Raw genomic sequence first — 24,292 nt, 5'->3', positions numbered from 1 at the left:
GATCAGACCTCCCCTTCACGAAGTTTCTGCAGGAATGGGGCAAAACCGCGGTCACCCATCCAGTAATTGACCAACTGCTGCACGCCACGACTGGTCAGGGTCGCCCCGGACAGCGCGTCGACCTTGTGCTCTTTATCGCGGGCATCGGAACTGACGCCGCCCTTGACCAACTGGATCTGCGGTTCGGTCCTGTCCTCACCATAAAGCTCCTTGCCTACCCACTGTTGCTTCCAGCGGGGGTTGTCCACTTCACCACCCAGCCCGGGCGTCTCAGCGTGAGCATAGAAACCCAGACCCTCGATCGTGTTCAGATCGCCTTCCAGCGACACAAAACCGTACAGCGTGGACCAGAGGCCGTAACCGTGAACCGGCAGCACCACCCGAACCATTTCGCCGTTCTCTTCGAGTATGTAGATCTTGGCGACGTCCGGGCGACGCTTGATGCCAGCCTTGTCCTCGGAGGACGGAATATTGGTGGACATGTCAGGATCCGAAGCCGCCTTGTACATATCGTACTTCATGGGATCCTCGACGCCGACAGCAGACGGCTCAACAAATATGCCGGACTCAAGATCCACCAGACGGATGCTGAAACGCTCGAACTGCTGTTCGATCTCGTCAGCGCTCATGCCTGCCTCCAGCATACCGGAGGCCGCCAGGATGTTGGTCTTGATATCCAGGTTCTGATTCTGGATCTGCGCCGGACGGAGCAGGACGGCGGCGGTAGAGACCACCACCGAGAACACAATGCTCAGCACCAGCGCCACCATCAGGGTTCTGGAGACAGTATCTTTGGGTTTAGCCACGGGCAAGCCTCCGTTTGATGTTGGCCTGAACCACGTAGTGATCCATCAGCGGTGCGAACAGGTTAGCGAACAGGATAGCCAGCATGATGCCCTCCGGGAATGCCGGATTGACCACACGAATCAGCACGGTCATGACACCCACCAGGATGCCAAAGCACCAGCGACCGGTATTGGTCATGGCCGCCGACACAGGGTCTGTTGCCATGAACATCATGCCGAAGGCGAAACCGCCCATGACCAGATGCCAGTGCGGCCCAACGCCGAAGAAGGGGTTGGTCTCGGACCCAATGACGTTGAACAGCAGGGCCGTGGCAATCATGCCGATCAGCACGCCACCCACAATTCGCCAGGAAGCGATCTTCATGACCAGCAGGATGAGGCCGCCAATCAGCACCGCCAGGGTGGACGTTTCACCCACAGAACCCTGAATGGTTCCCAGGAAGGCACTCATCCAGCCAATGTTCTGCTCCAGGGCCTCCAGACCACCGGACGCAGCCCAGCTCAGTGCGGTAGCGCCACTGAAGCCGTCCACTGCGGTCCACACCGTATCCCCGGAGATCTGCGCCGGATACGCAAAGTACAGGAACGCACGCCCGGTCAGGGCCGGGTTAAGGAAGTTCTTGCCGGTACCACCGAATACCTCTTTGCCGATCACCACACCGAAGGTGATGCCCAGGGCTACCTGCCACAATGGAATGGACGGCGGGCAGATCAGTGCGAACAGGATAGAGGTCACAAAGAAGCCTTCGTTCACCTCGTGACGACGCACGGTGGCGAACAGCACTTCCCAGAAGCCACCAACCACGAAAGTGACAAAGTAGATGGGAACGAAGTAGGCCAGGCCGTAAACAAAGTTGTCCCAGACCCCGGCTCCGGCGCCGGTCGTCGCCAGCGCCTGGATGAAGGCGGTACGCAGTCCACCATCACCAACCAAGGCATCCGGATTCTGTGCGAGAAAACCGTTGGCCTGGTAACCAATGTTCCACATGCCGAAGAACATGGCCGGGAAGGCACACAACCACACGGTGATCATGATGCGCTTGAGGTCAACGCCATCACGCACGTGGGATGTCGTGGACGTTACGCTTGGCGGCGTATAGAAGATAGTGTCGGCTGCTTCATACAGGGCGTACCAACGCTCGTACTTGCCACCTTTTTCAAAATGATGCTCGATGCCATCGAGAAACTGTCGGATTGCCATCGGTTAGCCCTCGATCTCGATACGGGTGAGATTCTCGCGAAGAATCGGACCGTACTCGTATTTGCCCGGACACACGAAAGTACACAGCGCCAGATCCTCTTCATCCAGCTCCAGCGCGCCCAGCTTCTGTGCCATTTCGGTATCACCTACAATCAGCGTGCGCAGCAGCTGGGTCGGCAGGATATCCAGGGGCATGACCTTCTCGTAGGCGCCCACCGGAACCATGGCCCGCTCACTGCCGTTGGTCGTGGTGGTGAAGTCAAACTTCTTGCCGCCCATCAGGCTGGACAGGTAGATGTTCAACACCGAGAACTTGTTGGCACCGGGCGATAGCCAGCCCAGGAAGTGGCGCTTGTAGCCTTCTTCCAGCAGCGAAACCTGGTTGTCGAAACGACCCAGGTAAGCGCAGGGACCATCACCGCGACGACCACCAAATACGGAACCGGAGATCATGCGCACGTCGCTGTCCGTGGCCACTTCACCGTCCAGCAGCTCCGGCAGACTGGCGCCGATGCGGGTACGTACCAGGCGAGGGTTGGTCGCCTTGGGACCGCCAATGGCCACCACGCGGTCCACCGGCAGTTCGCCGGTTTCGAACAGCTTCGCAATATCGATGACGTCCTGGTAGCCGATGCTCCATACCGTCTTGTTCAGCGAGACAGGATCCAGGTAGTGAATGTGGGTACCCACATTGCCGGCTGGATGTACGCCGTCAAACTGCTCTACCTGGATGGCATCCAACTTGGGAACAGGTACATCGGAACCAGGCTTGCCGGTCACGAACACCTTGCCACTGGTCAGCCTGGACAGGATCTGCAGGCCCATTGCAAAGGCCTCGCCCTGCTCCCTGATGATCACCACCGGATCCGCCGCCAGCGGATTGGTGTCCATCACCGATACAAAAATGGAATTGGGCGCCGAATCAATCGCTGGCACCTTGCTGAAGGGGCGCGTACGGAAAGCGGCCCACAGGCCGGATTCCACCAGGTTATCAACAACCTGCTGACGCTCCAGGGCGGCCAGATCAGCCTCATTGTAGCGGGCAAAGGTCTCGGCGTCGTCACCGTCGATTTCAATCACCAGTGACTGGAACACCCGCCGCTCACCACGGTTGATCTCTTTTACAACACCGGCAGCCGGTGAGGTATAGCGAACGCCTTCGGTCTTCTTGTCCGTAAACAGCAGCGAACCGCGTTTGACACGGTCTCCCTCTTTTACTTCCATCGTCGGCTTCATGCCGTTGTAGTCAAAACCGATCAGCGCGACGTGGCGTACCGGCTTTCCTTCTGAGATGGTCTGATCAGGAGCGCCGCTGATGGGAAGATCCAGGCCTTTTTTGATGTTGATCATTAGCCTCGTCCGTTCATCAGGAACTGTTTAAAGGATTGATCACGCCCGACCCCTGCGGCCCAGTTCCCCGACGTTTCAAGCGGTGCTTGCACAGCCCGAATAAAGGTTGACCGTGCCCCATTGCACGCGATGGCGGTCAGTTTTCAGGAAAGCGATGAGAAGCGGGTGCCAGACGTACCCAAAATCGCGCCAATTATAGAGATTAAGACAACCTATTTCCACCGGTAACCTTTGCAGCATAAGGCACCTCTCTACCTATTTGGTCGTAGACAGGCGCCATACCGGAGTATCGCAAATCCGCCATGACCATAAAAAAACCCCGGGAGCCAGGGGCTGCCGGGGTCTTCGGTCATGACGGTTCTCAGTCAGCGAGGGCCCGAGCCCATTCCCGTGAGCGCTTCGGGAAGATCGGATAGGTCACGCCGGCCATCTGATTGACGCAACGGATTACCTGGGCGCTGTAACCAAACTCATTGTCATACCACACGTAGAGGATCAGGCGCTTGGCATTGGCAATCGTAGCCTGGGCATCCACAACACCGGCGTGGCGGGAGCCCACAAAGTCTGACGACACCACTTCCGGCGAATTGACGAAGTCAATCTGCTTCTGCAGTTCGGAATGCAGCGCCATTTCCCGCAGGTAGTCGTTGGCGCTGTCCACAGTGACCTCTTTTTCCAGGTTCAGGTGCAGGATGGCCATGGACACGTTGGGAGTTGGTACGCGAATGGCGTTGCCACTGAGCTTGCCTTTAAGTTCCGGCAGCGCCTTGGCCACGGCCTTGGCAGCCCCTGTCTCGGTAATAACCATATTCAGCGGTGCACTGCGACCACGACGGCTACCCTTGTGGTAGTTATCGATCAGGTTCTGGTCGTTGGTGTAGGAGTGAACGGTTTCAACGTGGCCATCCAGGATGGTGAACTCGTCGTGGACCGCCTTCAGCACCGGAGTGATGGCATTGGTGGTACACGATGCCGCCGAAAGGATACGGTCATCGTCGGTGATAGTATCGTTGTTGATACCGTAGACGATGTTCTTGATGTCGCCCTTGCCCGGTGCGGTCAGGATAACCCGGCTTGCGCCCTTGGACTTGAGGTGTAGGCCCAGGCCTTCCTCATCACGCCACTTACCGGTGTTGTCGATAATGACGGCATTATTGATGCCGTACTCGGTGTAGTCCACCTTGTCCGGACCGTCAGAGTAGATCACCTTGATGAAGTTGCCGTTGGCGATCAGCGCGGAGTTCTCTTCATCAACGGTAATGGTGCCGTTGAACGGACCATGGACAGAATCCCGTCGCAGCAGGCTGGCGCGCTTTTCCAGGTCGTTGTCGGCACCGCCCTGGCGAACCACGATGGCACGCAGGCGCAGGTTGTTACCACCACCGGCTTTCTCGATGAGGATGCGGGCCAGCAGACGACCGATACGGCCGAAACCGTAGAGCACGACGTCCTTGGTTTCCTCAACTGCATTCTTTTCCGACTCGGCACGGTACTGGCCGACCACCGGACCGATCTCGTCACGCAGGAAATCCTCGAGCGAACGACCGTTGCCTTCGGCCTTGAACTTCACCGCCATCTTGCCAATGTCCACGTGAGCCTGGCCCAGCTCCAGCTTGTCCATCACCTCCAGCACCGGCAGGGTGTCATGCACCGACAGCTCGCTGTCTTCCACCTGGCGCACAAAACGGTGGGCCCTGATGATGCCGATAACCGACTGGTTGATAATGGCCCGACCATAGACGGAAGTAACCACATTATTCTTGCGGTACAGCCGGCCAATCAGGGGAATCATGGCTTCGGCGGTGGATTCCCGCTCGGTCCAGTTGGACAGGTGCTGGTTGATCTGTTCGTGACTCACGCTTGAACCTCTGCAGTTGGCACTCGAAAAAATGGGTGCGTATTATCCAATGTAAAGTCGGTGATCGCAAACGGCGACCCGCGATCCTTGCCTGACCCCGACGGTGTGCCACCGACCGGCAACCGGTTTTGCCGTGGCTGTCATGACAGTTCAGGCTGTCACCGCTAGAATACCCTCCTTTTCAAACCGGTCGCCACCCCGGAAAACGGATCCTGAACTTACATCCGGTTCATAATCCGGCCACTACCGACCCGTGCAAACGCAGGAGCTGATCAGCCTGATGACATCCGGCACCGAGCATACCGCCATTTCCGACTTTGTTCCCGCGCCCCCCGTGAAGGCGGCCGACCACCGCATCTGGGACCAGCTTCATGGCAGTGCCGATGCCCTGGCAATCAGCGAAACGGCCCGGGTCACTGACGGCCTGACACTGGTGATCACCCGCAGCACCGATGAAGCCATACGCCTGGAGCAGGCAGTGCGCTTCTATCTAGGCCTGCCCCCCGACGAAGAGGCCGCCTCAGTCACCAGTGACGGCCTGGAGCTGTTGTCCCTGCCGGACTGGGAAACCCTGCCCTACGACCTGTTCTCGCCGCACCAGGATATTGTTTCCCGGCGCATACGCACCCTGCACCGCCTGCCACGCACCACTCGCGGCATTCTCGTCGTACCGGCACGAACGCTGATGCATCGGCTACCACCCGTGGAGTACCTCCAGGGTAATACCCTGCTGCTGGAGACCGGCCAGACCCTGGCACCGGAACAATGGCGTCTGCAACTGGAGTCCGCCGGCTACCGCCACACCGAAAACGTCTATGAACATGGCGAATATGCCGTACGCGGAGCCATCATCGACATCTTCCCCATGGGGGCCAGCCAACCCTACCGCATCGACCTGTTCGACAACGACATCGAGACCCTTCGCACCTTCGACCCGGAAACCCAGCGTTCGCTGGAGCGGATCGACCGCGTGGAGCTTCTGCCAGCCTATGAGTTCCCATGGAGCAAGGAAGCGCGCTCCGGTTTCCGCAACCGCTGGTTCGAGTATTTCCCCAACGCGGATCGCAATGCACCGGTTTACCAGGACGTGACCCAGGGCATCACCCCAGCCGGTATCGAGTACTACCTGCCCCTGTTCTTTGACCACAGCGCCACCCTGTTCGACTACCTGCCCGGCGACACGCTGGTGTTCACAGCCGACGGCCTGGAAGAAGCGGTGGACCTGTTCCAGCAGGACACGGCCAACCGATACGAGGAGCGCCGCCACGACCGCATGCGCCCGATCGTGCCGCCGGCGGACCTGTTCCTGAAGACCGACGAGCTGTTCGGCCTGCTGCGCCAGCGCCCCCGTGTCACTTTGGTGGCCGGCGAGACCACCCGTTCCGGCCAGGGAATCACCTCCCTGGGCTCGCAGACTCTGCCCAACGTGGCCATGGATGGGCGAGCCAGTGACCCTGCGGCCCGGCTGCGGCAGTTTATCGGTGAATTCGACGGCCGCGTGCTGATCTGCGCCGAATCCTCCGGTCGCCGGGAAGCCCTGAAGGACAACCTGGCCGAAAATCGCCTCAAGGCGCAGCCGGTGGACGACTGGTCGGCCTTCCTGAACGACGACGTCAATCTGGCGATCACCGTGGCACCGCTTGAACCCGGCCTGCTGCTACCCCGGGAAGGTCTGGCACTGATCACGGAAACCCTGCTGTTCGGCGAGCGGGTGCTGCAACGCCGGCGTCGGGAGAAGCCCACCGAGGTGGACGACTCCGGTTACCGTGACCTGTCAGAACTGCGTGTGGGCGCCCCGGTTGTCCATATCGACCACGGCGTGGGTCGATACCGGGGCCTGGAAACCATTACCGTCGACGGTGACGCCTCGGAATTCCTGACCCTGGAGTACGCCGGTGGCTCCAAACTCTATGTACCCGTCTCCAGCCTGCACCTGATCAGCCGTTACACCGGCACGGATACCGAGCACGCCCCGCTGCACAAACTGGGCACCGAGCGCTGGAGCAACGCCAAACAGAAAGCCCTGGAAAAAATCCGCGATACCGCCGCAGAACTGCTCGATGTCTATGCCCGGCGTGAGGCCCGCAAGGGATTCCAGTTTGACGACCCCAAGGAGGCCTACCGCCATTTTGCCGCCGGCTTCCCTTTCGAGGAGACCCCGGACCAGCAGGCAGCCATTGAACGGGTCATCGAGGATATGACCGGCGAGCGGCCCATGGACCGGCTGGTCTGCGGCGATGTTGGCTTCGGCAAGACCGAGGTGGCCATGCGCGCCGCCTTCATCGCCACCTGGTCCGGCAAGCAGGTGGCCGTGCTGGTGCCCACCACCCTGCTGGCCCAGCAACACTATGAATCGTTCCGTGACAGGTTCTCGGAAACACCGGTCACGGTGGAGCTGCTGTCACGTTTCCGCAGCAGCGGTGAAACCCGCAAAGCCATCGAAAGAATAGAGAATGGCAATGCCGACATCGTCATCGGCACCCACAAGCTCCTGCAGGGCGACATTCGCTTCAGCAATCTTGGGCTGGTGATCATCGATGAGGAACACCGCTTTGGCGTCGGGCAAAAGGAAAAGTTCAAGGCCCTGCGGGCGGAGGTGGATATGCTCACGCTGACCGCCACGCCCATTCCCCGCACACTGAATATGGCCATGGGCCACCTGCGGGACCTGTCAATCATCGCCACTCCGCCGGCGCGCCGCCTTTCCGTGAAAACGTTCGTACGCCAGAAGGACAGCGCCATAGCCAAAGAGGCCATCCTGCGGGAGATCCTGCGGGGCGGCCAGGTGTACTTCCTGCACAACGATGTGGCCACCATCCAGAAAACCGCCGAAGATCTGCGCACCCTCATTCCGGAAGCCCGCATTGGCGTCGCCCACGGCCAGATGCGGGAGCGTGACCTGGAACAGATCATGTCGGACTTCTACCACAAGCGCTTCAACGTGCTGGTCTGTACCACCATCATCGAGACGGGCATCGACATCCCCAGCGCCAACACCATTATTATCGAGCGGGCTGACAAGTTCGGCCTGGCACAGTTACACCAGCTGCGGGGCCGGGTTGGCCGTTCCCACCACCAGGCCTATGCCTACCTGCTGACGCCGCCGCCGAAAGCGATGACTGCCGATGCCCGCAAACGGCTGGATGCCATCGCGGACGCCCAGGAGCTGGGCGCCGGTTTCATGCTGGCCACCCACGACCTGGAAATCCGCGGTGCCGGTGAACTGCTGGGCGACGAGCAGAGCGGCCAGATCGAAAGCATCGGCTTCACGCTGTATATGCAACTGCTGGAAGAGGCCGTGCAGGCCATCCGCGACGGCCGCACCCCCAACGCCGACCTGCCCCTGAGCCACGGCACCGAGATGAATCTTCGCATTCCGGCACTGATTCCCGATGACTACCTGCCCGATGTGCATAACCGCCTGATGCTGTACAAACGCATTGCCAGCGTGAAAAGCGAGGAAGAACTCAAGGAGCTGCAGGTGGAGATGATTGATCGCTTCGGTCTGCTGCCGCAGCCCGCGAAAAACCTGATCCGCCAGAGCAGCCTGCGCATTGGCGCCGAGACCTTGGGCATCGTCAAGGTGGATGCGGGCCGTGAATGGCTGAAGCTGGAGTTCGGCAACAACACCAGCATCGACCCCCTGAAGCTGGTGCAGAAAGTCCAGCAGGCACCGGACCAGTATCGCCTGGAAGGAGCGAATACCTTCAGCGTGCGGCTGAAAGACGATACAACCGATGGTAAACTCGACGCCATCTCGTCGGTGCTGAAGGAACTGGCTGCCTGACAGCCTTCTCAGCCCGCAAATCAGAGCGTTTCCGGCCAGGACATTGACAGTTTTTGGCCGGGAACGCTCACGGTAAATGGCATCCCCATGAAGGGGCCGCTGTTGGTTTCGACAAACGGATCAGGAGAACACCTTTGTACAAACCGGCCTTCAACCCAGCCGGGCGGCTCCTTGCAGCTCTGGCCCTGTTTTTTGCCCTGGCGCCCCCCGCCCTGGCTGCTGACACCTACCGCGCCGAAATCGTGATACTTGAGCGCCTGGCGGACCCCATACTGAACGAACAGATGGGCAGCAAGCAGCCCGAGATCCAACAGGGAGAAAAACGTCTCTGGGTGGTGGATGAGTCCGGCAACCGCAACTCCGACATCCGCACCACCAACAATCTGACCCTGAACACCGCAGCCAGTCGCCTGGAAAACAGCGGCAAGTACAAGGTGCTGATGAAAACCGGCTGGATCCAGAAGTTCCCCCCAAACTACAACGGCGATCCGATGCGCGTTGAAGTGGGCGAGTTCCTGGAGCGCGCCGGGCACCGAGCCGTTGAAGGCACTATCGAGATCAACCGTCGCCGTTACCTGCTGGTCAACGTGCAGCTCAATCACTGGCAGGAAACCGGTGGGAGCAACACCACTACGGCCAGTTCAGAGCCCGCAACCCGCGAAGAAACGCCAAACGGTGACAACAACGAACAAGGTGACAGCGCAGGGGCGGATACTCAGGGTGTCGGCACATCTCCGGCCTCCATGCCCGGCATGAGCGAACCGTCAGGAAAGGAACTGGTCACCTGGATCCGCGAAGTCCGTCGGATGCGCAGCAAGGAAATCCACTTCCTGGATTCCCCCACTATCGGTGTATTGGTCTACTTCCGCCCCCTTGACTGAACAGACTCTGCAATCAGGAGCCTGCCGCAGGCTCCTGATCCCGCAGCGCCGGAATCACCGCTTCCAGAATGGCTTTCACGCCTGACATCCCTTGCGCAAGCGTCTGTTCGATTTCTTCCATGGTAATGATATGGTCGGACTTGCCCGCCGCCCAGTTGACCGACAGCGCCAGGCAGGCATAGGAGAGCCCCAGTTCGGCGGCCAGACCGGCCTCGGGCATGCCTGTCATGCCCACCAGGTCACAGCCGTCCCGCTCCATTCGCACCACCTCCGCCGCGGTTTCCAGCCGTGGCCCCTGGGTAGCCCCATAGACGCCGTAGTCGACCGCCATGACCTTTCGACGTGTAGCGGCGGCCAGCAGGGCCTGACGCAGTGACTCCTCATAGGGCCAGGTCAGGTCGATATGGGTCACCTCCTCAAGCGTGGCGCCCCCCACCTGCTCGAAAAAGGTATGCCCACGGCCCCATGTGTAATCGATGATCTGATGCGGCACAGCGATCCGGGCTGGCCCCATATCGGGCGTAATACCCCCTACCGCGTTAACACCGATGATCCGGGAGGCACCCGCCTCCCGCAGAGCCCACAGATTGGCACGGTAGTTAACCTGATGGGGCGGGATGCGATGTGGATGGCCGTGGCGGGCCAGGAACAGCACCGGCTGCCCCCTTAGCTCGCCCCTGAGTACCGGTCCGGATGGAGTTCCCCATGGCGTCTCCATCAGGTCCTCACTGAGCACGCTCAGCCCCTCCAGCTCGGTCAGGCCGGTGCCACCAATAATGGCAATATCATTGCCCATGGCGGTGGATCGTGGCAGCCCACTCATGACTCAGCCTCATCGCCCTGCGTCGTGGTCTGGCCTGAGCCAGAAGGCTCCCGGACCGGACCGTTGTCCGCGGCCTGGTCCCGACTTTCATCAGAACGGCTTTCGTCAGTGTCTGTTCGCTGGCTCCTGCCCTTCCGGGCCTCCGCCTCTTCGTTTTCAATGCGGAGACTGTCCGCCACATGCAGTGTGCGTGTGGGGAAGGCCACTTCGGCGCCATGAGAGACAATGACATCGCTGATCTTGAGCAGCACATCCTGCTTGATTTCATGGTACTTCACCCACTGCGTGGTCTTGGTAAAGGTGTACACCATGATGTCCAGGGAGGAGCTGTTAAATTTCAGGAAATTCACGATCAGGGTCTGCTTTGCATCGATTTCCTCGTGATTTTCCAGCATGGAACGGATGTCGTCGACAATGTCGGTTATGCCACCGACATCCACGTAGCGAATACCGATGGTTTCGAAAATGCGCCGGTTCAGCATGCGCGAGGGGTTTTCCACGGCAATCTGGGTGAACGTGGCGTTGGGCACGTACAGCGGTCGCTTGTCGAAGGTGCGGATAGTGGTCAGCCGCCAGCCGATTTCCTCCACGGTGCCCTCGATTTCCCGGTCCGGGGAACGCACCCAGTCCCCCACCTTGAACGGACGGTCCATATGGATGATGAAACCACCGAAGAAGTTGGCCAACAGGTCCTTGGCGGCGAAACCTATGGCGATACCACCCACACCACCAAAGGCCAGCACACCGGAAATGCTGTAGCCCAGAGACTGCATCACCGTCAGCAAGGCGGTGATCGCCACCACGGCCCGCAGCAGCTTGCTGATGGCCCGTACCGTGGTGTAGTCCATGGGCTCTTTCATGCGCAGCGGGGAGCTCAGGGTCTGCTCGACCTTCTTGATGATGCCGAACAGGGTCCACACCAGGATCCCGATAAAGCCCAGCTCCAACAGCTTGTCATTGACGGAAAAGATCTCTGCCTCGGAATAGGAATGGGCCACTTCCGCCGCCCAGTAGACGCCCTGAAGCCAGACAAAACCGATGGCCGGGCGCCGCAGCGCATGCAACACCGTATCGTCCCAGAGATTGTCGGTACGCTCGAAGTGACGTTCCAGCACCAGGATGATACGGCTGACAATGAAGGCCACGGTCGCCGTGGCAAATACCAGGCCGAAGACAACCAGCGCAACCCGCCAGCTCTGGGACAGCATGGTCCAGTTGTCGGCCCAGCTGGTAATCAACTCGGGAGTTTCTTCCACTGACTTCTCCTTCCTATCATCGGAACAGGACGTTTAACGGGACTGGATCATCACCGGCACACCGGGCTCCATCCTGTCGAACAGGGTGATGACATCACGGTTACGCATGCGGATGCAGCCATGGGAGAGCGGCTCGCCCATGGGCTCGGTGTCCGGAGTGCCGTGAATGTATATGAAACGTCGGAAGGTATCGACCTGACCGCCGCGATTCACCCCCTTTTCCAGACCACAGAGCCAGACTATGCGACTGAGTATCCAGTCTCGCTGGGGCTGTTGCCGGGAAAGCTCGGGAGTCCAGGTTTCCCCGGTGGGACGACGGGCCACAAATACCGTCCCTTCGGGCTGGCCCTGGCCGATCAGCGCGCGCACATAATGACGGCCACGGGGGGTACAGCCGGAACCGTCGTTCTCCCCCGGTCCGTTGAGAGCGGTGGACACCGGCCAGCGCTGGTGGTCGCCATCAGCGCCGAACCAGTCAAGGGTCTGGTGCTCGAGGTCAATAACAACCCTCGGGCGAGGGTCGTGGGAATCCGGTTGATCGGACAATCCTGTGCTCCTGCGTCAGAACATTCTGGGAGCCAAGGCTAGCCGACCAGCCTTACAGAGGCAATAGTCCCCGGGAGCCTGCCCGTCGGGGAGTTCGCGGTACCGGGCCGTTTACCCTATACGGTGCTTGCTTCGGCACGTGGCACCAACATCCGGTCGCTGGCCTGCATGCCGGCGGCCAGGAAGGGAATCAGCCGCGCGGCAATCTCCTGGATCGGCGTCTCGACGCCTTTCTTTGCCTGCAGAATGTCCCGCAGGGCATCGCTGGATGACATGGTGAACGCGGTAGCACCCAGCATGAACTGGATTCGCCAATAACGGTCCACCGACGTCAGTTCCGGTGTCGCCTGCTTGAGCAAGCCCATGAAACGGGTGAAAATATCCCGGTATTCGTCCTCCAGGAACGCCCTCAGATGGCCCTGGGACTGGGTATAGGCCAGGCCAAGCAATCGCATGAAAATAGAAATGCCCCGATCATTGCGCTGGGGCATACGCACAGCACTGCCGGTCAGGGCACCGAGAATTTCCTCCACCGAGGGTGAGCGGTCGCCCGGGCGGGCCTCCAGCTCGTCGAATTCCGCTTCCAGGGTCGACGAGAATGGCGAGAGAAAACGCGCGAATACTGACTGGATCAGGGCGTTCTTGGAGCCAAAGTGGTAGTTTACTGCCGCCAGGTTGACACCAGCCTTGCTGGTAATCATTCTTAGTGAGGTTTCAGCGAACCCACGTTCGGCGAACAACTCTTCTGCAGCATCAAGAATCCGGTCCACTGTATCTGACTGGGCCACTGCATAGTCTCCTGTAAAACGAATGTTTCAAACATACGTTTTAAACGGAAATCTGTCAAGCATCCGCTCCGGGACCAGATCCCGCACTGCCGGCGCCCTGCTCGTCTGAGCCACCGGGCTTGCGCTGCCCTTCACCTTCCTTCTGTGGCGCTTTCGCCAGGGGTTCGGTGACCGCATCGGCCACGGTTTTCCAGCCCCGGTCAATGGCCTTCTGGTGGCCTTCAAAATAGGCTGCCTGCATGCGTTCATAGGCCTTCTCGGCCTCCAGCATGAAGATCAGGTACAAACGGATGTGTTCCCGCCTGGAAAGCGACCCGGCCAGGCGGCGTTGTTCAGACAGGTGCTTCAGAGTGCTGAACCGGGGTGAGGCCAGTGAGGGATTGAATTCCGCCAGTTCCTTACACTGCCAGATCAGACCCACTTCCCCCTCCAGGTGGGCAATGTGCTTGCGGGCATCCCTGAGCAGCTGTTGCCGGTAGAAGATCAGATCGAGGTAGGACGGCTTTGAACTGTACAGCCGCCGGACAGCGGGTACGCCCATCAACAGGATGACCACGAATGCACCAAAGCCACCACCGGCAATCCATGCTGGCACAAAACCGCTCATACCACTGAGGAACACCAGGGCGGCGATGGTCGCGCTCAGCATCCAGCTATCGCGACGACGCCGGGCGGCATTGAGGGTATAGTTGTCGGGCCAGCCAGCCAGTGACAACACATTGAAATCCAGCAGGTTAACCCGCTCACACTGGCGCAACAGCCGGCGCAGGCGACGCTGGTATGACTCCGCATACATCCGTTGCACGTCGTCCGATTCGGCACTGGCTTCGGCATCCTCGCTGTCATTCCCGGAGGTTACCGCCTCGCTGTCATCTTCAGACGCGGCAGTCGCCTGCACCGGCACGTTTTTCGGTGACGCCTCGGCCTGCCCGTCATCGGCATCGCTGTCCGTTTGTCGCGCAGGCGGCGACGGCAACGGCTCACCCGGGTCGGCCGGACGCCCGGGCCGCAGCACCGGGTCGCCCCGGGCTGAGGTGATGTCGCTGTTTTTCGCTCGGGTTTCAGCCATAACAGTTGCCAGAAGCATCACGAATTGACGCCAGTCACTTGATGGAACAGCCTGGTAGGTTCCTGTTCCCCGTAAAGGGGTTATCGCCCGACGCCCCGGTTACTTTAGGCGGTCACTGCGCCAGCGCCCCGCCCGGACCACGACCGTCAGGACCTTTTCTCTTTGATAGGTTACAGCGCTAGGGATACACTTGCCGCCTCTATATTGTTACGAGGTGCAACCATGTTTACCGGTATTGTTCAGGGCGTCGCCACTGTGGAGTCACTGGAATCCCGTCCCGGGCTGACGACCTTTGTCATTGGCTTTCCGGAAGACTCGGTGGCCGGTGTCACCATTGGTGCGTCCGTTGCCATCAACGGCACCTGCCTGACGGTTACCGCCCAGGAGGGAAATCAGCTCTGGTTTGATGCCATGCAGGAAACCCTGCGAATGACCACCCTGGGCCTGCTGGAGCCAGGCAGCCGGGTGAACTTCGAACGGGCCGCGCGGATTGGCGATGAAATCGGCGGCCACCTGCTGTCCGGACACGTTCATACCACCGCCCGGGTGGTGAGCCGGGAACAGCCTGAAAACAACTGCACCCTCACCTTCGAGGTACCGGCTGCCTGGCAGAAATATCTCTTCCCCAAGGGCTACATTGCCGTCAATGGCGCCAGCCTGACCATCGGCGATGTGGCGGACAACCGGTTCAATGTTCACCTGATACCGGAAACACTACGGGCAACCATCTTTTCCGACATACAGGAGGGGGATGAGGTGAATATCGAGGTGGACAGCCAGACCCAGACCATCGTCGATACCCTGGCGCGGATGGGCTACGACCGGCCACAAGCCTGACAGGTGCCCGGCCTGGCCAGGGGCGCTGGCCTACCGCGTGACTCTGGGACCTGACGCCCGGAAGACCACGAATTTCGGCGTCGCCTGGAGTTGACGCACCTCGGCAAACACGGCGCCCAGGCTCCTGTGGTATCCCAGGTGGCGGTTTCCGACGATCAGCATCTCGCCGTCGGCGGTCAGGGCACTGGCCGCTTCGGAGAACAGTCGCAGAGCGATGTGATCACCCACCGTGCCGCCTTCGTGGAATGGCGGATTGAGCAGGATTCTCTGGTAAGGCGCTGTATCCTCCGGTATCCCGTCGGCATGGAGACAATCGCAGTGGCTGTCATCCAGGCCGGAGGCTTCGAGGTTTGCCCGGGCGCTGAGCACTGCCTGGGAAGAAATATCGGCCCAGGTCACCGACAGGTCGGGCCTGACTGCCAGCGCCCCCAGCCCCAGTATGCCATTGCCACAGGCCAGGTCGAGCACCCTCGCCCTGTCCGGCAATGCCGTCACTGAATCCGGGATGAAGGGCAGCAACTCCCGCGTGCCGATATCCAGACGATCCCGGGCGAATACCGCCGGCAGCGCCTGCAATAACGCCCCACCCCCGGGCACCGGGTAGCCCTTCCAGAGCCCCGCCCAGCCCTCGAGTGCATCGCTTCCGGCACGGCAAACAACCAGCCTCGCCTTCTTCCTGGCCGGCAATACCGCCTCCGTTGTCACCAGACGCTGGTACACACGGGCAGCCTGGTCAGGCAGATGCTTGATCATGCCTCCGGTCAGCAACCAGCCATCGGGGCTCAGTGCCTGGTTGCACCATCGCAGGAGAAATTCCAGGTAGTCGAGTTGGCGGGGCACCTTGAGTATCACCGCATCAAAACGGGCTTCAGGCGTGGATGGAGGCTGCCCTGCCCTCATCGGCCCCAGCTCGTCCTGCCAGCTTTGCACCTGCGGCACTGGCAGGTTGTTGTCCCGGGCGTTACGGGTGAGCGCCTGGCTCAGGGCTGCACTGTCGGCGATTACGGTGGGTTCGAAATCAGCGAGGCCAAGGGCCAGGGCGCCGAAACCGTCGTCGACCACCGCGACACGTTGGCCAGGCCTGAGTCTCCTGCGGGCCTCCGCCACCAGCTGCTCGTCGGCGGCGTCCCAGGCCCGGAGCCCCCGGCCGCCCCGGTGGGGTCGTTGCAGGGTCAGCTCACCACCATTGACGGGGAAACCCGGGCGGACACTGGCTCTGGTCAAGACGGCACCCGGGCCTGATAGACGGCGAAGCGCCGATCTTCGAACAGCACCTGGCACTTGCCAACGCACTGCTCCAGCAGGGGCTGGTACGGCAGGAACCGGTTGGCTACCAGCCGCATTTCACCACCGGGCATCAGATGACGGCGGGCGTCGCGCAGGAACTGCTCGGTCATGGAGGTATCGGTGCGCACCCCGGAATGGAACGGGGGGTTGGTCACAATCGTGCGGTAGCGACCGAGGTGATCGGGCAGGCCATCGCTGGCGACGATCTCACCCTGTGCGCTGTTACGCTGGTAGGTCCTGGTGGCACAGACAATGGCCTGCGCCTGCACATCCACGCCGTCCACCGGGCCCAGTTCCGGGAAGCGCACCTGCAGCCAGCTACCAACCACGCCGGCACCACAGGCAAAATCCAGTACCGGGCCGGTGACCGGCTGTTCCGCCAGCGTATCCAGCAGCCGCGCGGTACCTTCATCCAGGCGACCGTCGCTGAAAATGCCCGGCATACCGGCTACATGAATACGGGCACCGGCCGCCTCAAACTCATGCCATTGCAGCCACGCCTCTGGGTCGAAGGCCTTGCCGGTATGATCCGGTCGGGCCACCCATACCAGGCAGTGCCGGGCACTGTCGACCTTGCGGGCATCCGGCGCAAGCGCCTGCAGCTGACGGGCGGCGCCGGCAATGCCTTCCCGCTTCTCCCCTACCAGCACCAGATGGCCGCCCTCAGCGAGCAACGCGCAGGCCAGCGCCAGTTGCATGTCGAGGGCCTGACGGGCCTTGGGCACAAACAGCACGACGGTATCCAGCGGCCCATCACTGTGCCCGGGCAGGCCATAGCCAAAACTCACCTGGCAGCGACCGCCCGCTTCCAGGGTTCTGGCCAGCCCGACGTGCTCGGTGATGACCAGCGGCGGCCCGCCCTCGGCATCCAGCCCGTCTGGCAGGTCCGGTCCTGGCAGGCCCATGAAACCGACCCGACCGGACAGCAGCTCCGGATTGCGGTCCAGGGCGGCAACGGCGTTACTACCTGGCATCCGGTCGTTCATTGGCCGGCGTGGCGGCCGGAGCGCACAGGGCGGATCACCAGCTCCTCGACGCTTTGCTCCTTGATGGCCTCCCGCTCCGCGTCACTACTGATGTGCAAGCCCAGGTCCCGCAGCAGGCCATCGGCCACATCATAGATAAACCCATGAACGGTAAGCCGCTGCTCACGTTTCCAGGCTTCCTGCACAATGCTGTTCTGACAGACATGGCCGACCTGCTCCACCACATTCAGCTCACACAGGCGGTCTACCCGGTCCTGTTCCGATGGCAGCTGGTCCAGCACGTGCTGGTGTTTGTCCCGCACGTCCTGCACGTGCCTCAGCCAGTTGCTGAGCAGGCCAAAGCCCTGATCGAGCAGAGCGGCGCGCACACCACCACAGTTATAGTGCCCCACCACCAGGATATGCTTGACCTTGAGTACCTCAATGGCGAACTGAAGCACCGACAGACAATTGAAATCGGTGTGCACCACAACATTGGCCACATTGCGGTGAACGAACAGCTCACCCGGCATCAGGTCAACAATCTGATTGGCGGGCACGCGGCTGTCGGCACAACCGATCCACAGGTATTCCGGTGCCTGCTGATTGGACAGCCGGTGAAAGAAGTCCGGGTCTTCCTTCTTGATACCGTCCGCCCAGGCCTGGTTTTTCTTCAGCAGATCGTCCAGTGCTGTCATGCCTTCAGTCTCCGTTCAAGCCAATTTGTGTGACTGCCGCCGCGGTCCCGATTGAACGGTATTTGCGTGAGAATCGCAATACCTCTTTTTCCTGATTGGGCACCCGGCCGATGCCCCGGGACCTCATTCGCCGGTTTCGGACAAAGGCGCGTGTATGCTGCTCTGGGCAAGGTCCAGCAGCTCCCTGAGAGCGACAGAGAACATGGCGTACTCCGGCTGCCGGGCATTCTTCAACTCCGCAAGCATTTCCTTCCAGCGTCGGACCATCGACTCATGCTGATTTATCCAGGTTTCCACGCAGGCGTCCACCTGCTTGTAATCTTCCGCCATGCGCAACACCCCGGTGGTCAGGGCCCTCTGCTGCCAGTCGAGGTCCTCCCGGAAGCTCTCACGAGCCAGGGCCTGCCAGTGAGAAGCGGGCTTCAGGTTCGCGATCGCCCCGGCAAACCAGTTCAGGTCCAGGCGTTCGCCCAGGGTGTAGTAAAGGTTGGCCACCGTCTTGAGCGGCACGCCAGCGGACTGGTGGACCTCGATAATGCCCAGGGCGGAATAGAGGTAGGGACTGCCGGATACCATGGCCGCCAGATCCTCGGGTACGCCTTCCTTTCGCAGCTTTTCATGCTGGCCTTTCCACTCTTTCTCGACACCGGCACTGAGGTAATCCGCCATATTGACGGAAATACGGCTGATGCCGTCGGTAAACCGGTCCAGATGACTCTGGATATGAAGTTCACTACGACGATTGCGCAGCAACCAGCGAACGGCGCGACGAACCAGACGCATCAGGTCGTTCATCAGGCGAACCTGAAGGGACGCCGGCACCTGGTAGTCCAGCTCCTCAATCCGGCGCCACCAGGTGTCCAGACGGAAGACGTCCCGGGCGATAAGCCAGGCCAGGGCAATGGCCGGGGCATCGGCACCCGTAGACTGGCTGAGCCGGTCCACGAAGGTAATGCCCATGTGGTTGATCATGTCATTGGCGATCTGGGTGGCGATGATTTCCCGGCGCAACTGGTGAGCCTCGAGCTCCTTCGGAAACTTGTCCACCATGGGTTGCGGGAAAACCTTGTGCATCTCCGATACCAGCAGTGGCTCGTCCGGCAGATCACTGTCGATCAGGGTTGCCTTCAGATCCCCCTTCACATAGGCGAGAAGCACAGACAATTCCGGCCGCGTCAGGCCCTTGCCCATGATCTTGCGTTCTTCCAGGGTTTCCTCATCGGGCAGAAACTCCAGCTCACGGTTGAGCTTGCCCGACGCCTCGAAACCGTTCATTAACCGACGGTATTCCTCGAGACGGTTGGCAGCCTCCTCATTGGCCACAGTCAGCGCCTGGGTCTGGCGATAGTTGTTCGTCAGCACCAGGCTTGCCACTTCTTCGGTCATGTCCTCCAGCATCCGGTTGCGCTGCTTTTCGGTGAGGTCACCGGCGGCGATAACCCGATTGAGGAGGATTTTCATGTTTACTTCGTGGTCGGAGCAGTCCACCCCACCGGAGTTGTCGATGAAGTCGGTGTTCAGGCGACCGCCATGGAGAGCGAACTCGATGCGCCCAAGCTGGGTCATGCCCAGGTTTCCGCCCTCACCCACGATCCGGCAACGTAACTCCTTGCCGTTGATGCGCAGGTTGTCATTGCCCTTGTCACCCACATCACCGTTGGATTCATGGGCAGACTTGACGTAAGTGCCGATGCCGCCAATCCACAGCAGGTCGGCCTGGGCCTTGAGGATATGGGTAATCAGCATGTTCGGGGGCACCCGGTCCGACTTGATGCCCAGCAGTTTTTTCATCGGCCCGCTGACAGGAATGGATTTGGCGCTGCGACTGAACACACCACCGCCTTCGGAAATCAGCGTTTCGTCGTAATCCGACCAGGCCGACCGCGACATCTCGAACAGTCGCTTGCGTTCGGCAAAACTCTTCGCCGGATCCGGGTTCGGATCGACGAAGATGTGCATATGGTTGAATGCCGCCACCAGCCTGGCCTTGTCCGACTGCAACAGACCATTGCCGAAGACATCACCGCCCATGTCGCCGATACCGATCACCGAGAAGGTATCCTCGGCCGGGTTGACACCCAGTTCACGGAAGTGCCGCTCCACCGATACCCAGGCACCTCGGGCCGTGATCCCCATCTTCTTGTGGTCATAGCCGTGACTGCCACCCGAGGCAAAGGCATCCCCCATCCAGAAGCCGTATTCGTGTGCCAGCCCGTTGGCGATGTCAGAGAACGTGGCCGTGCCCTTGTCGGCGGCGACCACCAGGTAGTGGTCATCGCCATCATGACGCACCACGTCCTTCGGCGGCTCTATCGCCGAGTCCACCAGGTTGTCGGTAATGTCCAGCAGGCTGCGGATAAACGTTTTGTAGGCAGCGATACCTTCCGCCTGGAAGGCTTCCCGGTCGGAAGGGTCCGGCAGTCGCTTGGCAACGAAGCCACCCTTGGCACCCACCGGCACGATCACCGCATTCTTCACCTGCTGTGCCTTGACCAGCCCGAGGATCTCGGTGCGGTAGTCCTCGAACCGGTCTGACCAGCGCAGGCCACCGCGGGCCACCTTGCCGCCGCGCAGATGGACACCTTCAACCCGCGGGGAATACACGAAAATCTCGAACATCGGCAGCGGCAACGGCACGTCGGAAATAGCCGCCGGATTCAGTTTGACGCTGATGTAGGGCTTCGGCTGCCCATTGCTGTCACACTGGTAATAGTTGGTGCGCAGGGTAGCCTGGATCAGCTCGAGGAACAGACGCAGGACCCGGTCTTCGCTGAGGTTGTCCACGTCGTCGAGACCGGCGTTGAATTCCAGCTCCAGCTTCTGCTCGGCAGCCTGACTCTTGACCTCGCTCTGCTGGCGTGCGGGGTTGAAGCGGGTGTCAAAGATCTGCAGCAGCAGCCCCGCCAGGTCCACATGGTTGACCAGCGTCGAGGCGATGAAACTCTGACTGTTGCTGAAGCGGATCTGGCGCATGTAACGGGCATAGGTGCGCAGGATGGCAATATCACGCCACCCCAGGTAGGCCGACAGCAGCAGTCGGTTGAAGGCATCATTTTCCGCCTCGCCGAACCATACCCGCTGGAACAGTTCCTCGAAGATCGGACGGATGCGATGGATATCCACCACCGCCCCGGACCGGGCCTGCAGTGAGAAATCGTGAATCCAGACGGCGTGCCCGTCGTGGTCCACGATTTCGAAGGGGTGCTCACCGATGACCCGGAAGCCCAGATTCTCGAAGATCGGCATGACATCCGACAGGGGCAACTGCTCAACCGGATTGAACAGTTTGAAATGAACGGTACTTTCCTCTTCCTCCAGGGCGCGGTAGAAGCTCATGGCCAGTGGCCGGCCGTCCACCACGGCGCAGATATGCTCCAGGTCGATGGCGGCGCGCCGGGGCGAGAACATGTCCTGGTAACTGGCCGGGAAAGCGGAGGCGTAGCGGCGCAGCAGGTCATTCCCCCGCTCTTCGCCCCAGGTCTCGTGCAGGGCCTCAGCCAGGCCGTCGCGCCAGGACTGCGCCAGTTCCACCACCCGCTCCTGGATTTCCTTGACCGGCAGGCGTCTGCTGCCCTGCTGTGGTACCCGAATGGTGAACTGAACCCGGGCCAGCACGGACTCCGAAAAGTGCGTGATAAAACTGATATCCTCGGCGGCCAGCCGCTGGCAGAGCTCTCGCTCCACCTTCAGACGGAGCTCGGTGTTATAGATATCCCGGGGGAAGAAGGCGAGGCAGGTGACGAACTGACCGTAGACATCCTCGCGCATGAAAAGCCGGATCTGACGCCGTTCCTGGATGTAGAGAATGTCCAGGGCGGTCTGGTAAAGCTCGTCGAGTTCCACCTGGAAGAGTTCATCCCGGGGGTAGACCGTAAGAATCTGCTCAAGCTCCTTGCCGGCATAGTCATCCTGCATGAAACCGGAGCGCTCCAGCACTTCCTGCACCTTGCGTCGCAGCAGCGGAATATTCTCCGGCCGGTCGCTGTAGGCGCGGGAGGTATACAGGCCCAGGAAGCGGCGCTCACCCACCACTTCACCGTCACTGTTGAACTTCTTGACCGCGATGTAGTCCGGATAGGCCGGCCGGTGAACCCTGGAACGCTGGGCGGACTTGGCAAATATGAACAGCTCGTCGGTACGGGTCATCTGGCGCCGGGTACGGCGAGGCAGTTCACGCATGGCCACTTTGCCATGGCGTTCATTGTTGACCCGAAGAATGCCCAGTTCCGACTCCGGCACCCGGCAGACATTGGTGCCTTTTTTGTCAGTGACAAAATCGTATTCGTCATAGCCCAGAAAGGTGAAGTGATCGTCGCTCAGCCAGTCCACGAAGGCACGGGCCTCTTCGACATCGTCCGGCGTGATGTCGGCGGGTGAACTGTCCAGCTCCTGGGATATCTCCATTGCCTTCTGCTTCATGGCCCCGAAATCCGAGACCACAATGCGCACTTCGTGCAGCACGTCCTGCAGCAGGCGTTCCAGGGACGCCAGATCGCGCTGATCGCTGTGACGGTCGATTTCCAGTACGATGAATGCCTCGATATTGCTGCCATCCGGCGAGGCTTCCGGGCCGCTCAGGGATTTCAGCACCCCTTTGTCATCCCGCTCCACGGTCACGATGGAGTGATGGATGGTGTGGGTGCCGATATCATGGCTGTTGATAGCCATGCGCACCGAATCGATCAGGAATGGAATATCCGGGTGCAGAATGAAGATCACCGTGTGCGTGGACTGCCAGCCGTCACTTTCCAGGTCCGGATTGAACACCGACACCGGTGTCTCGTCAGCCGGGCGCTTCTGCAGGAACTGCCAGGCCGCCATCACCGCCCCATAGGTATCGTGGAACTCCCGGTCCAGCAGTTCCTCAAGGGGCAGATGCATCAGGTAGTGACGTGAAAAGAGGCTGATCCGCTCCGCTTCCTTTTTTGACAGTTTGCGGAACAACTCCTCATCCAGTTGCTCAAGGAACTGATCCTTGCTGGTGACGGTCAGGGTATTCATCTATCACCTCTGCAGTCCGATTGCCTGCCGCGGCATGCAGGCATGGATATGAACGAATGGTAACTGCAGCATAGTCAAACCCTTGATTTTTTGCTGTTAATTACCCAAAAAATTCGTACGTTATAACCGTTACAGATTAACCCGTGGAGCAACCAGACTGATGTCCTCCCTGCAACAGACTTTTGGCGATCTCAAACAGCGGCTTTCCCAGCGCATTATCGGCCAGCACGCCCTGGTGGAGCGCCTGCTGATCGCCCTGCTGGCCGACGGCCACCTGCTGGTGGAAGGCGCCCCCGGCCTTGCCAAGACCACCGCCATCAAGGCCCTGGCCGATAACCTCAGCGGCGACTTCCACCGCATACAATTCACGCCGGACCTGCTTCCCTCGGACGTCACCGGCAGCGAAATCTACCGCCCTGAAACCGGCCAGTTCGAATTCCAGCGCGGCCCCGTATTCCATAACCTCGTGCTGGCAGACGAGATCAACCGGGCACCGGCGAAAGTCCAGTCCGCGCTGCTGGAAGCCATGGGAGAACGACAGGTCAGTGTGGGCATGCGTACCTTCCCGCTGCCTTCCCCGTTTATGGTCATGGCCACCCAGAACCCCATTGAACAGGAAGGCACCTACCCGCTGCCCGAGGCCCAGCTCGACCGTTTCCTGATGCACGTGATGATCGGCTACCCGGAAACCTCCGCCGAAAGGGAAATCCTCAAACTGGCCAGACAGGAAGCAAGACAGGGCAGCACAACAGCCGGAGAACCGGTCACGGCGGAACAGGTCCAGCACGCCCGTCAGGCGGTGGCCGAGGTTTTCATGGCCGACGCGGTGGAGGACTACCTGCTGGCCCTGGTGCTGGCCACCCGGGACCCGGCGGCACTGGACGACGAACTGGCCCGCTGGCTGTCGTTTGGCGTCAGCCCCCGGGGCACCATCGCCCTGGACCGCTGCATCCGGGCGCTGGCCTGGCTGGATGGTCGCGACTACGTCACTCCCGACGATGTCCGGGCCATTGCCCCGGATGTGCTCAGGCACCGCCTTATTCTGACCTTTGACGCCGAGGCCGGGGGCATCACCCCGGATGACGTGGTCAGCCGCCTGCTCGAGCGGGTGCCGGTCACCGCCTGAACTCCGGAGTTCT

Annotated in this window: 17 protein-coding genes; 4 read left to right on the top strand and 13 right to left on the bottom strand. The window is 60.6% G+C overall.

What is annotated here, in order from left to right; genetic code table 11:
- Positions 1-2 precede the first annotated feature (2 nt).
- The 4 genes from ACFOZ5_RS06170 to ACFOZ5_RS06155 all read right to left on the bottom strand — a co-directional run bounded on the left by ACFOZ5_RS06170 (position 3) and on the right by ACFOZ5_RS06155 (position 5,215).
- The gene (locus ACFOZ5_RS06170) at positions 3-806 is read right to left on the bottom strand and encodes a Na(+)-translocating NADH-quinone reductase subunit C (RefSeq protein WP_379886149.1); all 804 of its coding nucleotides are present in this window, start codon (positions 804-806) and stop codon (positions 3-5) included.
- A complete protein-coding gene (locus tag ACFOZ5_RS06165) occupies positions 799-2,007 on the bottom strand; it encodes an NADH:ubiquinone reductase (Na(+)-transporting) subunit B (RefSeq protein WP_379886148.1) in 1,209 nt (402 codons plus the stop codon). The genes ACFOZ5_RS06170 and ACFOZ5_RS06165 overlap by 8 nt, the downstream gene beginning before the upstream one ends.
- A gap of 3 nt (positions 2,008-2,010) precedes the next feature.
- Positions 2,011-3,357: a Na(+)-translocating NADH-quinone reductase subunit A gene (locus ACFOZ5_RS06160; RefSeq protein WP_379886147.1), complete on the bottom strand. Its 1,347-nt coding sequence runs from the start codon at positions 3,355-3,357 to the stop codon at positions 2,011-2,013.
- A 361-nt stretch (positions 3,358-3,718) separates the two neighbouring features.
- Positions 3,719-5,215, bottom strand: coding sequence for a glyceraldehyde-3-phosphate dehydrogenase (locus ACFOZ5_RS06155; RefSeq protein ID WP_379886146.1), 1,497 nt, complete (start codon positions 5,213-5,215; stop codon positions 3,719-3,721).
- Between the two features lie 280 nt (positions 5,216-5,495).
- On the opposite strand from ACFOZ5_RS06155, the gene mfd reads away from it, so the two are divergent.
- Both mfd and ACFOZ5_RS06145 read left to right on the top strand, forming a co-directional pair.
- Positions 5,496-9,002, top strand: a complete 3,507-nt coding sequence (mfd, locus tag ACFOZ5_RS06150) for a transcription-repair coupling factor (RefSeq protein ID WP_379886145.1) — start codon at positions 5,496-5,498, stop codon at positions 9,000-9,002.
- A gap of 134 nt (positions 9,003-9,136) precedes the next feature.
- Entirely contained in the window at positions 9,137-9,883 is a 747-nt protein-coding gene (locus tag ACFOZ5_RS06145; protein ID WP_379886144.1) for a CsiV family protein, read from the top strand.
- A gap of 13 nt (positions 9,884-9,896) precedes the next feature.
- Here ACFOZ5_RS06145 and ACFOZ5_RS06140 read toward each other — a convergent pair whose 3' ends face one another.
- The 5 genes from ACFOZ5_RS06140 to ACFOZ5_RS06120 all read right to left on the bottom strand — a co-directional run bounded on the left by ACFOZ5_RS06140 (position 9,897) and on the right by ACFOZ5_RS06120 (position 14,365).
- Positions 9,897-10,706, bottom strand: a complete 810-nt coding sequence (locus tag ACFOZ5_RS06140; RefSeq protein WP_379886142.1) for an S-methyl-5'-thioinosine phosphorylase — start codon at positions 10,704-10,706, stop codon at positions 9,897-9,899.
- Positions 10,703-11,914 carry a mechanosensitive ion channel family protein gene (locus ACFOZ5_RS06135; protein WP_379886399.1) on the bottom strand — a complete coding sequence of 404 codons (1,212 nt, stop codon included), beginning with the start codon at positions 11,912-11,914 and terminating at the stop codon, positions 10,703-10,705. Before ACFOZ5_RS06135 ends, ACFOZ5_RS06140 begins: the two co-directional genes overlap by 4 nt.
- Positions 11,915-11,995: 81 nt before the next feature.
- Positions 11,996-12,508 carry a L,D-transpeptidase family protein gene (locus ACFOZ5_RS06130; protein WP_379886141.1) on the bottom strand — a complete coding sequence of 171 codons (513 nt, stop codon included), beginning with the start codon at positions 12,506-12,508 and terminating at the stop codon, positions 11,996-11,998.
- A 116-nt stretch (positions 12,509-12,624) separates the two neighbouring features.
- Entirely contained in the window at positions 12,625-13,296 is a 672-nt protein-coding gene (locus ACFOZ5_RS06125; protein WP_379886140.1) for a TetR/AcrR family transcriptional regulator, read from the bottom strand.
- 55 nt (positions 13,297-13,351) lie between these two features.
- The gene (locus ACFOZ5_RS06120) at positions 13,352-14,365 is read right to left on the bottom strand and encodes a hypothetical protein (protein WP_379886139.1); all 1,014 of its coding nucleotides are present in this window, start codon (positions 14,363-14,365) and stop codon (positions 13,352-13,354) included.
- A 222-nt stretch (positions 14,366-14,587) separates the two neighbouring features.
- On the opposite strand from ACFOZ5_RS06120, the gene ACFOZ5_RS06115 reads away from it, so the two are divergent.
- Complete coding sequence (locus tag ACFOZ5_RS06115) at positions 14,588-15,202, top strand: riboflavin synthase subunit alpha (protein ID WP_379886138.1); 615 nt, start codon at positions 14,588-14,590, stop codon at positions 15,200-15,202.
- A gap of 30 nt (positions 15,203-15,232) precedes the next feature.
- On the opposite strand, the gene ACFOZ5_RS06110 is transcribed toward ACFOZ5_RS06115, so the two are convergent.
- From ACFOZ5_RS06110 to ACFOZ5_RS06095, 4 genes are all read right to left on the bottom strand, one after another.
- Positions 15,233-16,426, bottom strand: a complete 1,194-nt coding sequence (locus ACFOZ5_RS06110) for a class I SAM-dependent methyltransferase (protein ID WP_379886137.1) — start codon at positions 16,424-16,426, stop codon at positions 15,233-15,235.
- Positions 16,423-17,463 (bottom strand): methyltransferase, encoded by a 1,041-nt coding sequence (locus ACFOZ5_RS06105; protein WP_379886136.1) that lies wholly within the window; start codon positions 17,461-17,463, stop codon positions 16,423-16,425. The genes ACFOZ5_RS06110 and ACFOZ5_RS06105 overlap by 4 nt, the downstream gene beginning before the upstream one ends.
- A gap of 8 nt (positions 17,464-17,471) precedes the next feature.
- Positions 17,472-18,152, bottom strand: a complete 681-nt coding sequence (can, locus tag ACFOZ5_RS06100) for a carbonate dehydratase (RefSeq protein WP_379886135.1) — start codon at positions 18,150-18,152, stop codon at positions 17,472-17,474.
- Between the two features lie 123 nt (positions 18,153-18,275).
- Positions 18,276-23,153, bottom strand: a complete 4,878-nt coding sequence (locus tag ACFOZ5_RS06095; RefSeq protein ID WP_379886134.1) for an NAD-glutamate dehydrogenase — start codon at positions 23,151-23,153, stop codon at positions 18,276-18,278.
- Positions 23,154-23,313: 160 nt separating this feature from the next.
- Here ACFOZ5_RS06095 and ACFOZ5_RS06090 point away from each other — a divergent pair, with 160 nt between their 5' ends.
- Positions 23,314-24,279 carry an AAA family ATPase gene (locus tag ACFOZ5_RS06090; protein ID WP_379886133.1) on the top strand — a complete coding sequence of 322 codons (966 nt, stop codon included), beginning with the start codon at positions 23,314-23,316 and terminating at the stop codon, positions 24,277-24,279.
- Positions 24,280-24,292: the final 13 nt, after the last annotated feature.

The sequence above is a fragment of the Marinobacter lacisalsi genome (assembly GCF_042651045.1).
Taxonomy (GTDB): domain Bacteria; phylum Pseudomonadota; class Gammaproteobacteria; order Pseudomonadales; family Oleiphilaceae; genus Marinobacter; species Marinobacter lacisalsi.
The sequence above is the reverse complement of the archived record's forward strand: the minus strand, read 5'-3'. Positions and strand labels throughout refer to the sequence as shown.

Excerpts from the sequence above, each read along its gene's own strand:
- ACFOZ5_RS06140 (WP_379886142.1), bottom strand. The coding sequence starts at position 10,706 with ATGAGTGGGCTGCCACGATCCACCGCCATGGGCAATGATATTGCCATT.
- ACFOZ5_RS06135 (WP_379886399.1), bottom strand. The coding sequence starts at position 11,914 with ATGCTGTCCCAGAGCTGGCGGGTTGCGCTGGTTGTCTTCGGCCTGGTA.
- ACFOZ5_RS06105 (WP_379886136.1), bottom strand. The coding sequence starts at position 17,463 with ATGCCAGGTAGTAACGCCGTTGCCGCCCTGGACCGCAATCCGGAGCTG.
- mfd (WP_379886145.1), top strand. The coding sequence starts at position 5,496 with ATGACATCCGGCACCGAGCATACCGCCATTTCCGACTTTGTTCCCGCG.
- ACFOZ5_RS06165 (WP_379886148.1), bottom strand. The coding sequence starts at position 2,007 with ATGGCAATCCGACAGTTTCTCGATGGCATCGAGCATCATTTTGAAAAA.
- ACFOZ5_RS06090 (WP_379886133.1), top strand. The coding sequence starts at position 23,314 with ATGTCCTCCCTGCAACAGACTTTTGGCGATCTCAAACAGCGGCTTTCC.
- ACFOZ5_RS06160 (WP_379886147.1), bottom strand. The coding sequence starts at position 3,357 with ATGATCAACATCAAAAAAGGCCTGGATCTTCCCATCAGCGGCGCTCCT.
- ACFOZ5_RS06095 (WP_379886134.1), bottom strand. The coding sequence starts at position 23,153 with ATGAATACCCTGACCGTCACCAGCAAGGATCAGTTCCTTGAGCAACTG.
- ACFOZ5_RS06120 (WP_379886139.1), bottom strand. The coding sequence starts at position 14,365 with ATGGCTGAAACCCGAGCGAAAAACAGCGACATCACCTCAGCCCGGGGC.
- can (WP_379886135.1), bottom strand. The coding sequence starts at position 18,152 with ATGACAGCACTGGACGATCTGCTGAAGAAAAACCAGGCCTGGGCGGAC.
- ACFOZ5_RS06115 (WP_379886138.1), top strand. The coding sequence starts at position 14,588 with ATGTTTACCGGTATTGTTCAGGGCGTCGCCACTGTGGAGTCACTGGAA.